Source organism: Gabonibacter massiliensis (assembly GCA_001487125.1).
Taxonomy (GTDB): domain Bacteria; phylum Bacteroidota; class Bacteroidia; order Bacteroidales; family Marinifilaceae; genus Gabonibacter; species Gabonibacter massiliensis.
In genome coordinates this window covers 615,863-628,332 of record LN913013.1, presented here as the reverse complement: position 1 = coordinate 628,332, position 12,470 = coordinate 615,863, and the positions used below count along the sequence as shown (strand labels likewise).

The following is a 12,470-nucleotide window of genomic DNA, read 5'->3' as shown; positions in this document are numbered from 1 at the left end:
GCCTTAATTTTGGCTGGAATTATGGAAACAAGCGAACAAATCAATCGGATAGAATATTTCTTGCGGAATGTCATGATAAAAGAGCTCTCGAAGGTTGTGGAACTCGAATTATCGTATATGCAGTTTGTTATTATGGGACAAGCTGTTGAGGTGCTGGGAAGTTTTTTGGATACGAAACCGATGAAGGCTAAAGGGCAGTCTGCTAAAAGATTTGCCTCCGGTGTTACAAAATTGTTCGGAGGACGCTACCGTTTGTTAAATGAGAATTATTACTTGTACGATAAACTACGCAACCAAATGACTCATACCTTTATTCCTGGGGGAGATTTACTGCTAATAAACCGGAATGAAAATAAAAATGGATATAAGCATTTGGAGGTTACGGAGGGAAAGTTGGTATTGATTTCTGAGTTTTTTTATGAAGATATTTGCAAAGCTGTCGATCGTCTTTGTGAGGCGTTGAAGACGGGGAAAATAAAACCGAAAAATATAGGATATCAGGAATGAGACAAGATAAAATCATATTAGTCGGGGCCGGTAACGTGGCACATCATTTAGCCGCCGCTTTATTGAAAGCGGGAGCCAATTTATGTCAGATATACAGCCGTACCATCGAATCCGCAAGAGAATTAGGTCGCAAAACAGGTATCTCTTATACATCTGATCTTTCACAAATTTATCCGGATGGGGATATATATTTTTTTTGTGTAAGTGACGACGTGTTACATCCTCTTTTGAAGTCAATTAGAATACATGATGATGCACTCTTACTGCATACGTCAGGAAGTCTTCCTATGGAGATTCTCAAACCTTTTTCGAAACAATACGGGGTTATTTATCCTGTTCAGACTTTTTCTAAAGGAAGAGATTTGAATTTCAAGGAAATCCCCCTGTGTATAGAAGGGAATTCTCCTGTTGCAATGGAGAGAATAAGGGAGTTGGCAACTGATTTATCGGATAATATATATCCCGTCCATTCGGATCAGCGTAAAGAGCTACACTTGGCAGCCGTTTTTGCTTGTAATTTTCCTAATTACTTGTATCATATAGCTGAAAAAATGTTGGAAAATAGTGGGTTGCCTTTTTCGGTCTTACGGCCTTTGATCTTCGAAACGGCACACAAAGTCATGTTAATGACTCCTATGGAGGCTCAAACCGGACCGGCTAAACGGGGAGATGAATCTATCCTGAACGGGCATAAGAGTATGTTGAAAGAGAATAAAAATTTATTAAAGCTGTATGCTTTATTGTCGGAAATGATTAAAGAGAGTCAGACGAAAGAGGATAATCCGACGAATCAAGATGAAATAGCGGATATGCCAACACTTTGGTAATAAATGAATAATATGAATTTTTTTAAAGAAGAACTTAAAACGATAAAGGCATTTGCCTTTGATGTGGATGGTGTTTTTTCCCGCCACGAGATGAATATTACCCCTGAAGGGGAATTGGTAAGGACATCGTGTACAAAAGACGGCTATGCCATGATGTATTGTATCAAAAAAGGCTATCCGGTATGTATTATATCGGGAGGGTACGCTCCCGGAATAAGGGAACGTTTTCAAAAACTGGGTATTCAGGATATTTATCTCGGTATCGCGAATAAGGTGGAGGCATTGGACGAATTTCTACGAAAGCATTGTTTGAAAAGGGAAGAGGTGATGTATATGGGGGATGATATACCGGATTACAACGTAATGACCCAAGTCGGTATACCTGTATGTCCCGCTGATGCCTGTGAAGAAATAAAGTCGATTTCCCGTTATATTTCCGATATCCCCGGGGGATTGGGTTGTGTAAGGGATGTAGTATCTCAAGTATTGAAGGCCAAAGGGGAGTGGATGGATACGCAATGTTATGTAAAGTGCATGTAATAAAATGGGCGAAAGTCAGTAACGATCTTAGCGTTTAACTACAAGAATTTATAGATGTTGGAAATTTTTAAATTAATCCGTTTACGAACAATTGCCTTTGCTGCTTTTACCATGTATGCAATGCGTTACTTCGTTATCGTACCGCTCTTGGTGCGGGGAGGATTTTCCTTGCAGTTGTCGGATGGAGATTTTTCGTTCCTTGTAGTTTCTGTCTGTTGCCTTGTTTCAGCAGCGTACGTGATCAATGACTATTTTGACACGAAGACAGACCGACTTTCGGGAAACCGGGAGATTATTGTCGGAAAAACGATAAGCAGGCGTATGGCTATCATCTTGCACACTTTTTTAAATATAGTAGCCGTTGTCATTGCATTTTACATGGGAGAACGAGTTGGCCATTGGGAATTCGGGATTTTATTTTTGGCCGTTTCGCTTTTGCTTTGGTTCTACTCTTCACGCTATAAAAAACGTTTTGTCTGGGGAAATCTGATCGTGGCTTTTTTGGCCGGTTGCATTCCGTTGTCCGCGGTATTGTTTGAAATCCCTCTTTTGACTCATACTTATTCGGATGTTATCGCAAAAACGGGAATAAACTTCAATGCCGTATTGTATTGGACGGGATGGTTCTCTTATTTTCTTTTTTTCAACATGTGGATTTATGAAGTCAATAAAGATATATACAGTATAGAGGGAGACCGGGATGACGGAGTGATGACTTTTCCGGTAAAATTGGGAATCAGAAAGACTAAAATTTTTATCTCTATTCTCGTATGCTGGTGCATTGTATCCATGTTCGTACTTTATGCCATAGAATTTTCACATTCGTGGGTCGTATTAGGATATTTTGCAGTTGGTCTATTCATACCCTATTTGTTCTATGTCTATTCGGTTTTAAGGGATGATCGTAAAAAATTTCAATTCTATTTGATACGCCTTATTATGGTTCTGTGTGTGGGATTTAGCTTGTTGTTACAATACTTCTTTAATAGTGTAGCGTAAACATGGATATTATTAACAATTATAAATTGATTTTGGCGTCGTCTTCCCCCCGGAGACAGCAATTAATGAGGGATGCCGGATTCACGTTTGAGGTCCGGACGAAAAACATCGAAGAAAAATATCCGGAGGATATACCTGTTACGCGGGTACCGGAATTTCTTTCCCGTTTGAAAGCGGAAGCTTTTCGACATGAATTGGAAAAGAATGAATTATTGGTTACTGCAGACACGGTGGTATGCCTCCATGACAAAATTATTGGTAAGCCTCAAAATCGGGATATGGCCATCCGTATGTTGAAGGAATTATCCGGACGTCGACACGTGGTTGTAACAGGTGTTACTTTGACCACGACGATGCGACAACACTCGTTCTCGGTTTTTACGAACGTCTATTTCAACACTCTATCGGATGAAGAGATCATATTTTACGTGGATACGTTTCAACCTTTTGATAAGGCGGGAGCCTACGGAATTCAGGAGTGGATCGGGTATATCGGGATTGAGAGAGTAGAAGGATCGTTCTATAATGTAATGGGGTTACCTACGCAGAAGCTTTACGAGACCTTAAAGAATCTGGATTGGTAAATTCGATAAAAATCATTTTAAATCGTTATATATGAGAAAAATTGCAGTATGTTTTTTGGCCTTTGTCCTATTGGCCCTGCCCAGTATGGCAGACGAGGGAATGTGGATTCCTATGTTATTAAAGAAGTATAATATCGAAGATATGCAAAAAGCCGGTTTTAAACTTACCGCGGAAGATATTTACGATATTAATCACGCCTCCTTGAAAGATGCAGTTATCGGTTTGGGGCGGGAAGATTCACCGTTCCATCACTTTTGTACGGGGGAAATAGTGAGTAACGAAGGACTCGTTATTACGAACCACCATTGCTCTTTTGGAATGATTCAGGCTCATTCCAGTCTGGAACACAATTACTTGAAAGATGGTTTTTGGGCGCAGGATAAAAAAGCGGAATTGGCCAATCCCAAGATTACGGCTTCTATCCTGGTACGAATGGAAGACGTTACGGATAAAATCAATGCGGCCGTAAAACCCGGAATGACAGAAGAAGAGAGAATCGAAGCCGTTACGCAAACAGCCCGGAGATTAGAGTCGGAAGCGGTAAAAGGAACGAATTTGAAAGCTAATATTAAACCTTATTTCAACGGGAACCAATATTTTTTGTCGGTATTTAAAATCTATCGGGATGTACGCTTGGTGGGAGCTCCGGCTTCTGCAATAGGTAAGTTCGGAGGAGACACGGATAATTGGGTATGGCCTCGCCATACGGGGGATTTTTCCGTTTTACGGATATATGCCGGAAAAGACAACGAACCGGCCGATTATTCACAAGATAACATACCCTATACTCCGGCCAAGTATTTTAAGATATCAACAGGAGGAGTAAAGGAAGGTGATTTTACGATGGTTTTCGGTTATCCGGGAACTACGCAGGAATACTTAACCTCGTATGCTATCGAACAGATCGCAAACATAGAAGATCCTCATAAAATCAAAATCCGGACGGCGAAATTGAATGTCATTAATGCCGCTATGAATTCGGATGAATTATTACGTATTAAATATGCCGCCAAAGCCGCGAATGTGGCTAATGCCTGGAAAAAGTGGCAGGGTGAGATTAAAGGACTGGAACGTTTCAAAACAGCAGAACAAAAGAAAAAATTGGAACAGCTATTCGATCGATGGGCGCGTGGCGAACAGAAAACGCAATATATCGGATTAACAGACCGCTACCGCAATCTGTACGAGAGAAGAAAGGATTTTGCATTAGCCGGAGCCTATGCCATGGAAGCCGGTTTGCGCGGTGCCGAAATCGTTGGTTTGGCATCCTCTTTATCCAAACTTTTTGATCTTTATGATAAAGTTGACGACAAAGAGGAGTATAAAAAATTACTTACGGAAAAGATTGAGGCGTTTTATAAAGATTATGATGCGGCTACCGATCAGAAAATCATGGCAGAGATGCTTCGGTTGTATAATAATGAGGAGTTGGGAGAGGAGTGGATCCCTGGCATGGTCAAATTAAATTCCAAATATATCAAACACGGAGAGAAGAGTTACGATCATTATGCGGCGGATATCTTTAAAAAATCCTTATTCACGCATCGGGAGGCTCTTCTTGAGTTTGTAAAACATGTGACGCCTAAGGGTTTGCAGAAAATTAAGAAAGATCCGATATATCAATTCATGAACGGGATTCAGGAGTTGGTCAAAGAAAAGATAAAACCGGAATTAACCCGGATACAGAATGAATTAATAACGCTGGATCGCTTATGGATGGCCGGTTTAATGGAGATGCAACCGGATAAAACGTTTTATCCGGATGCCAATTCAACTTTGCGAATCGCTTATGGTAAGGTTGCAGGGTATACGCCGGGAGATGCCGTGTATTATAAGCATTATACGACTTTAGAGGGAATTATGGAAAAAAACAATCCCGCAATCTATGATTACGATGTTCCTCAGAAATTAAAAGAGTTGTACGAATCCAAAGATTACGGTTCGTATGCTCAGGATGGAGAGATGCCGGTTTGCTTTATTGCAACCAATCATACGACAGGTGGAAATTCCGGAAGCCCCGTGTTGAACGCGGATGGAAATCTGATCGGTCTGAATTTCGACAGGGCTTGGGAAGGGGTAATGTCCGATATGCAATACAGTCCGGAAATATGCCGAAATATTGCGGTAGATATACGTTATGTATTATTTATTATCGATAAGTACGCGGGAGCTAAACATCTGATCGAAGAGATGGAGATTGTACCCTAAAAAAAATCGGGAGATTTTCTCCCGATTTTTTATTTTAACCGCTGATTGACAACGTTCCAATCAATGATATTCCAAAAATTTTCTATGTACTTCGGACGGGCGTTTTGAGTGTCCAAATAGTAAGCGTGTTCCCATACGTCTATGGTTAAGATCGGTTTTTTACCGTGTTTCAACGGATTGTCCGCATTTCCGGTTTGTTCGATTTCGAGTTTTCCTTCTTTCGTAAGTATCACCCAAGCCCATCCGGAACCAAATAAGGTCGTGGCGGCTTTTGTGAATGCTTCTTTAAAAGCTTCGAAGCTACCGAAAGATTTATCAATCAACTCTTTTATTTTTCCGGTTGGAACCACTTTGGCCGAATCGTAAGGTTTGAATGCCTCAAAATAAAACGCGTGATTATAAGATTGGGCGGCGTTGTTAAATAAACCGCCTTCCGATTTCATCACGATCCCTTCTAAACACATGTTTTCGTATTCGGTACCGGCAATCAGATTGTTCATATTATTGATGTAAGTAGCCATGTGTTTTCCGTAATGGAATTGAATGGTTTTCTCGCTGATATAAGGCTCCAAACCGTTTTCTTTATAAGGAAGAGGGGGTAATTTGAATTTTTTGTCCTCACCTCTGGCATTTATTACGTTCGATGAAATCAACACATCTAACTCTTTAAATTCTTCTGTTTTCATAATGTATCTTTTTTAATTTGACAGGCTGCTGTTATACGTCCGATTCCAAACGAAAGTTGCAATTCAAGCCTTATAAAGTTATACAATTTAAATCTTTTTTTGCCAAATTAGTATCATATATTTGCAATATAATCATTTTTAGAGGGAAACGGATTCCATTACGACACCGATCTCTAAGTCTTCTGTCTTTGATTTAACTTCGTTAAAGATCTGTTTCAGCTGATTGACCACGGCCTGTTGGGCTTGTTCCGGCATGAATTGCCACTGGTCTTTCAGAAGCGTTGCGGCCAACGTGGGAAATAATTGATCTAACATACCGGATACATAGGGTGTATTTAAAAAGCCTTTCAGATAGCTCCAGTTCAAATAGGCCGTCAACTGGTTGTTGATGATTTTATAATCGAAAGAGAGTTGAGGAATATTCAATTCTTTTCCGGTAATCTCTTTTAAACTCTCTTTATCCAATAAGATACCCAACTTGGTTCCTTGAGTTTCATAAGTGGCTTTTAATGTCTTTTGTGTCTGGTCTTTAAATTTCATATTGATATTCATTTCCGATTCGGAAACAAATTGTATACCGACAAAATATTCTCCCATTTTAGTTCCTGCCATGGACTTGAACATCGTCGTTAACTCTTCGGGTTTAAATTGAAGTGTTTGTCCTCCCCAATTCACATCTATGTTTTCCTCGCTATATTCGAACACGAAATAAGGAGCTTTGTAAGCCCATGTTCCTTGCAAAAAGGGTTCCGGTTCTTTGTTGTCATTGCAAGAAACGATAACGAATAACAGGGATAATATCGAAATGATAGAAGTCAATTTGTTTTTCATGATGATTGTTTTATTTAAATTTTAAACGTAATGGAAGCTCCGAATCTTGAAGGGGCTCCGGATTGCCCTGAATGGCGATAAGCGGGTAAATTGGCTCCTACCGGACTGGTAAACATATAGCTGAAAAACGCTTTGTTCAATATGTTTTTTCCCCATATTCTGAAGTCAATGTACTTCCCTGATATACCCCAATCCATGTTCCAGAGGAAATAAGGATTCTGCTTCAAGCGATTTGCTTCGTCAAAATATTGTGTCCCGAAACCGGTTACCGAAGTAGAAGCTGTCAAAGTATTAAAACAGAAAAATTTTATGCGTTTATAGTAAGAGAATCCCGTATTCATCGTGAAGTCGGGGGCCATAACGATTTTATTTCCTTCATATTCTTTGTTCAGGTGATGGTAATACTCCGAATCGCTGTATCCTGCAGATAAGAAATAGGTTAGGCGAGACACAAATTCCCATTTCATATCCATTTCGCCTCCTATGCTTCGGGCATCTCCGGCGTTCTTGATACTTGGTCCCATCATGCCCATGACGAATATCTGCTGATCCTTCCAATCGATATAAAAAAGAGAAGCGTTCAGGTTGAATTTACTGTTTCGGCTAAAATATTTTACTCCCGTCTCGTAATTCCACAGGCTCTCTTTATCATAGCCCAACTTGACTATTTGAGACGTCATTTCATTAGAAATAATATTATAACCTCCCGCTTTATAGCCTTTGGATACACTCGCGTAAACGGACAATTGGTCGCTCCACCTCTGTAAAATAGAAAATTGGGGTAACCACTCCTTGTAATCTTTAGACTCTTTCCAATCATGATAACCGGTAAATTTTTGCTCTCCGTGATAGAGTAGACTGTCGCGATACGACAGTTTTACCTTTTCATAGTCGTATCTCAATCCGATGGTGAGCATTAGTCCGGGAAGTAAATCTTTTACGGTAATCTGACCGTATCCGGCAGCTCCCCAGGTTTTTGTACTGTTATAATACAAAGCCTTATCCAAATCAATCGGAAGCAACAATTGCCGGTCTTCTCCGAATAATGCCAAATAATTATTCGTTAAGTCTTTGTAAAAACCGAAAGTCCCGACAGTCCAATCTATGCGTTTTGCCAGAGTCGATTGATAATTGATCTCTTGCGTAATCAGATTTTGTTTAGAGCTTTTTTCATTCTGAAAAACATCATAACGAGTGAAATCGGCATCTAATAGCTGCTTGTCTTCCGACCAGGAGTAAGAAGTCACCCACAGGAAAGACGTTCGTTCGAAATTTCTTTTCAGGTTAACGTAAGTAGATACCAGATCTCTTTCATAGGAAGAGGTCGCGTTGTAATTCACGGTATAGCGATGTCGTTTTAACGAATCGATCGCGTGGTAGGCGTATCCGTCGTCGAAGCTATGGTTGTAATTCATACCCAAAGCTATCTTCCAGGTGTTGTTCGTATGTACTAATCCCTGATAACGCAGATTATAAGAGTCGGATTGATTAGGCTTACCTCCCGTATACCTGTTTTTAAAGTATCCGTCCGTGCGATTATAAGTAAAAGACAGCTTGTTATAAATAACGTTACGGAGAGGCAGATTCGTTAATATCATGTAGTTTTGTGAATTATAACTGGCCACTCCGGCTTTCGCTTCTATGGAAAAAACATTTGAAGGTATATTGGTTGTGATATTGATCAATCCGATAATACTGTTTCTTCCGTAAAGTGTTGTTTGCGGTCCCCGTAAAACCTCAATCTGTTTGACATCGTACAGATCAAAAATAAAAGCATTTTTATCGAAAACGGGAACTCCGTCCACGTATAACCCGACAGGAGGAGTACCGGAAACGGTACCTATTCCGCGTATATACAAGGGGGTTGATAATTTGAGACCGTCCTCCTGTATGTAAAAGTTGGGAACGATTCCCGATAGATTCCTTAAATCCAGATTATTTTCGTTCGGCAGGTTCTTCCCCGTGATGACAGTTAAGGCTATGGGAATACTGTTTATAGGCAATATCCTTTTCTCGGCAGATACGACGACCTCTTTTAATTGTTCAATTATGCTGTAAGTTGAATCTTGCTCGCGAATGGCCGTACTGCTTTGCCCTTTTAGGGCTTTGGATAGGATGCAAAATAGTATTATACAAATAGTTATTCGCATTATAATAAATTTTAGTAAGGTAAATCAGTTCAAAGTGCATTACAAACGGATGTCGTAATAGCGGAAAGCGAAAAAGCTAATTAAGCAGCAGGAGGGGCTCGAAGGGTTTTACTCGACGAAAGAGGATCTTTGTAATTTATGATGTAGGGTAAAACTTTTTTCTTTAAAACTAAAAATTCTGCCGCCTCCGGCTCCTTATGAATCGTATTTTTTATAAAATCTACTATTTTACACGCGGATAATGTCTCGAAAGTCCCTTGGGAGAGAGTAATAATTTTCTCTTCCGGTAAGTTTTCCCGAATTCTTGTTTCGCTTTTTGTATAAAAACAGATAAAGAAAAAGGCTGAAACAAGCAGATATACAAATATATGTACCGATGGGCCTATAAAAAACATGCTACAAAGCTATTAAAAATATAGATACGCTTCATGCTAATATCAAAATTAATCGAAAAATACAATTAATTAGAAACATTCTAAATTTTAAAGAATTATACTTGTAAATAAATTGTTAAAGAAACAATTTTTATACTTTTGTACAAGTTTAAAAAATGTAATTGTTACAAATAAATAATGAATAAAATACAGGAGATTCAGGCGTATTTAGGTAAATATCATATAAAGCCTTCGGTGCAGAGGATCGCCATAATGGATTATATGATTTCCCATAGAATACATCCTACCGTAGAGGAGATTTATGATGCGTTATCTCCGGAATACCCGACTTTATCCAAAACGACGGTATATAATACGTTGAAATTATTTGTCGGGCAAAAAGCCGTTACTCCGATAGTTATTGACGAGAAAAATATTCGGTTCGATATCCATACCATACCTCACGCCCATTTCATGTGTACGGGATGTGGGAAAGTACACGACCTTTCCGTCGAAGATATGGAAAAGTTTTCTTTTAAGGGGGAGGAGGGGTTTGTCGTCACGGAAATTCATCTGTATTATAAAGGATTTTGTAAAAATTGTATAGAGAGAAAAGATAAGTAGTAATTTATTAAAATGAGCGTTATGAAAAAATTTATTTGTACCGTATGTGGTTATGTTCATGAAGGAGATGAAGCTCCTGAATTTTGTCCTCAATGTAAGCAACCGAAAAGTAAATTCAAGGAGTTGGTTGAAACCGAAGGTGCATTGACCTTTGTCGACGAGCACCGGATTGGAGTGGCAAAAGGAGTTGATGCTGAAGTGCTTGAAGGATTAAGAGCTCACTTCAACGGCGAATGTACGGAGGTCGGAATGTACTTGGCCATGAGCCGTCAGGCTGACCGCGAGGGATATCCGGAAATAGCCGAAGCCTTCAAACGCTATGCCTGGGAAGAAGCAGAACATGCTTCGAAATTTGCAGAATTGTTAGGAGAATGCGTGTGGGATACCGAGACAAACTTGAGAAAACGCATGGAAGCTGAAGCCGGAGCATGTGAAGACAAAAAACGTATTGCCACGTTAGCTAAAAAGTTGGATTTAGACGCGATTCACGATACCGTTCACGAAATGTGCAAGGACGAGGCTCGCCACGGTAAAGGTTTTGAAGGGCTTTATAATCGTTATTTTAAAAAATAATTAGATATAACTCTTTTTTTATGAAGGACTTCCCGGTTAAGGAGGTCCTTTCTTCATTTTTTTCGATAAAAGTGTAACCTTTGCTTTTGTTTTCCGTAAACGAATCAGGTAATAATATTAAAACAAAGAAGATGATGAGAAGTTATACATGTGAAGACGTGATTTTATCTAATGAAAATACAATAAAAGGATGGTTATGCAATCCTGAAGAGGCAGGAAAAAAGCCGGCCGTGATCGTGTTAGGGCCGCAGAACTCAAAAGATGATAAAATTTCTATGCGATATGCCACGAGACTGGCTAATTACGGTTATGTTACCTTATGCTTGGAAGAGACCGAAAACATTAAAGCCGCCATTGATTACCTGAGCTTCAAAGAAGAGGTAGATGCAGACAAAATGTATGCGGTCGGTATTTGTCACGGAACGAACGAGGTCATTAATCGTAGCGAAGAAGAGCAACGGTTGAGAGCTATTGCTCTAGTATCCGGTTGTTACAAGAAGAAAGAAGCTTCTCAACTGAAAACACCTACGATCATTATCCATGGCGGAGAAAACGAAAGTTTGGAATCGGCACGGGAGATATACGCGACCATTAAGGCGGAAGACAAAATGGCCATTTGGGAAGATTCGGTTTCTCGTGTACAATACTATGAAGATCCTTTAGTGTTAGATAAAACGGTAAAGAATGTTTACCGGTGGTTCAATACTCACTAAATATTTGAAAAAGAGACTTTATCTTATAGGAGGCTGTCCCGATTTTACGATCGACAGCCTTTTTTACATTCATTCATTCCCGCGTACACGATGAATATGGTCGGTCGTTTATGTATATCGGGTTTTTCATTTTTCCACTCTTTTACCGATCGTGTTTTGACGTACTCGTTCGCCGTTGTTAAATCACAGGCAATGGTCAGTTTCGTTGTCGGAGAGAGAACGGATAACATATCTTCCAATAACGTCAGATTCCGGTAAGGTGTTTCAATAAATATTTGAGTCCTGTTTTCTTGTAAGGATTGCTTCTCGAATATTTTCAACGCTTTGGCCCGGTCTTGTCTGTTTACCGGCAGATAACCGTTAAATGAAAAATTTTGTCCGTTGCAGCCCGATGCCATTAAAGCTAAAAGGATGGACGAAGGACCGACCAACGGGACGACTTGAAACTGGTGTTGATGAGCTAATGCCACGAGCTCCGCACCCGGATCGGCAATACCCGGACATCCGGCTTCTGAAATAATACCTACATCCTGCACGGCCAAATAAGGAAGATAAGATTCGATCTCTTCCCGTGTCGAGTGCTCGTTCAGATCCAAAAAAATCAATTCGTCGATGCAAATATTTTTATCTATTTTTTTTAAAAAACGTCTGGTGTTTTTGACGTTTTCCGTTGCGAATACCCTTAGGTTTTTTAAAATGTCGGTCACGTGTTCTGGAAGTACCTGCCGAACTTCCGTATCTCCAAGTAAATTGGGGAGTAAATATAATTTTCCCATGATAAAATGTTTGCTGCAAATATATAGGATTATTTTTATCTTATTAATTTTGTCCGTATTAAAAGAGGCGGACGGGG

At 39.7% G+C, this 12,470-nt stretch carries 13 protein-coding genes; 9 read left to right on the top strand and 4 right to left on the bottom strand.

What is annotated here, in order from left to right; genetic code table 11:
• The first annotated feature begins 21 nt into the window (after nucleotides 1–21).
• From BN3283_RS06950 to BN3283_RS06925, 6 genes are read left to right on the top strand one after another with little or no spacing between them, the layout of a single operon-like run.
• Complete coding sequence (locus BN3283_RS06950) at nucleotides 22–507, top strand: hypothetical protein (protein ID WP_041503624.1); 486 nt, start codon at nucleotides 22–24, stop codon at nucleotides 505–507.
• Nucleotides 504–1,334, top strand: coding sequence for a Rossmann-like and DUF2520 domain-containing protein (locus tag BN3283_RS06945; protein WP_059026170.1), 831 nt, complete (start codon nucleotides 504–506; stop codon nucleotides 1,332–1,334). The genes BN3283_RS06950 and BN3283_RS06945 overlap by 4 nt, the downstream gene beginning before the upstream one ends.
• Nucleotides 1,335–1,346: 12 nt before the next feature.
• The gene (locus BN3283_RS06940) at nucleotides 1,347–1,874 is read left to right on the top strand and encodes a KdsC family phosphatase (protein WP_059027198.1); all 528 of its coding nucleotides are present in this window, start codon (nucleotides 1,347–1,349) and stop codon (nucleotides 1,872–1,874) included.
• A gap of 54 nt (nucleotides 1,875–1,928) precedes the next feature.
• Nucleotides 1,929–2,873 (top strand): geranylgeranylglycerol-phosphate geranylgeranyltransferase, encoded by a 945-nt coding sequence (locus BN3283_RS06935; protein ID WP_059026169.1) that lies wholly within the window; start codon nucleotides 1,929–1,931, stop codon nucleotides 2,871–2,873.
• A 2-nt stretch (nucleotides 2,874–2,875) separates the two neighbouring features.
• Nucleotides 2,876–3,457 carry a Maf family nucleotide pyrophosphatase gene (locus BN3283_RS06930; protein WP_059026168.1) on the top strand — a complete coding sequence of 194 codons (582 nt, stop codon included), beginning with the start codon at nucleotides 2,876–2,878 and terminating at the stop codon, nucleotides 3,455–3,457.
• 31 nt (nucleotides 3,458–3,488) lie between these two features.
• Entirely contained in the window at nucleotides 3,489–5,666 is a 2,178-nt protein-coding gene (locus BN3283_RS06925; protein WP_059026167.1) for a S46 family peptidase, read from the top strand.
• Nucleotides 5,667–5,695: 29 nt separating this feature from the next.
• On the opposite strand, the gene BN3283_RS06920 is transcribed toward BN3283_RS06925, so the two are convergent.
• From BN3283_RS06920 to BN3283_RS06910, 3 genes are all read right to left on the bottom strand, one after another.
• Nucleotides 5,696–6,352 carry a superoxide dismutase gene (locus BN3283_RS06920; protein ID WP_082667078.1) on the bottom strand — a complete coding sequence of 219 codons (657 nt, stop codon included), beginning with the start codon at nucleotides 6,350–6,352 and terminating at the stop codon, nucleotides 5,696–5,698.
• Between the two features lie 138 nt (nucleotides 6,353–6,490).
• Entirely contained in the window at nucleotides 6,491–7,183 is a 693-nt protein-coding gene (locus BN3283_RS06915; RefSeq protein ID WP_041503630.1) for a hypothetical protein, read from the bottom strand.
• A gap of 14 nt (nucleotides 7,184–7,197) precedes the next feature.
• Nucleotides 7,198–9,333: a TonB-dependent receptor gene (locus BN3283_RS06910; RefSeq protein ID WP_059026166.1), complete on the bottom strand. Its 2,136-nt coding sequence runs from the start codon at nucleotides 9,331–9,333 to the stop codon at nucleotides 7,198–7,200.
• A 572-nt stretch (nucleotides 9,334–9,905) separates the two neighbouring features.
• Here BN3283_RS06910 and BN3283_RS06900 point away from each other — a divergent pair.
• From BN3283_RS06900 to BN3283_RS06890, 3 genes are all read left to right on the top strand, one after another.
• Nucleotides 9,906–10,331 (top strand): Fur family transcriptional regulator, encoded by a 426-nt coding sequence (locus BN3283_RS06900; RefSeq protein WP_059026165.1) that lies wholly within the window; start codon nucleotides 9,906–9,908, stop codon nucleotides 10,329–10,331.
• A 21-nt stretch (nucleotides 10,332–10,352) separates the two neighbouring features.
• Nucleotides 10,353–10,904 (top strand): NADH peroxidase, encoded by a 552-nt coding sequence (locus BN3283_RS06895; protein ID WP_041503634.1) that lies wholly within the window; start codon nucleotides 10,353–10,355, stop codon nucleotides 10,902–10,904.
• Between the two features lie 131 nt (nucleotides 10,905–11,035).
• Nucleotides 11,036–11,617, top strand: a complete 582-nt coding sequence (locus BN3283_RS06890) for a dienelactone hydrolase family protein (RefSeq protein WP_041503635.1) — start codon at nucleotides 11,036–11,038, stop codon at nucleotides 11,615–11,617.
• Between the two features lie 44 nt (nucleotides 11,618–11,661).
• On the opposite strand, the gene BN3283_RS06885 is transcribed toward BN3283_RS06890, so the two are convergent.
• The gene (locus tag BN3283_RS06885; protein WP_059026164.1) at nucleotides 11,662–12,393 is read right to left on the bottom strand and encodes an SAM-dependent methyltransferase; all 732 of its coding nucleotides are present in this window, start codon (nucleotides 12,391–12,393) and stop codon (nucleotides 11,662–11,664) included.
• Nucleotides 12,394–12,470 lie beyond the last annotated feature (77 nt).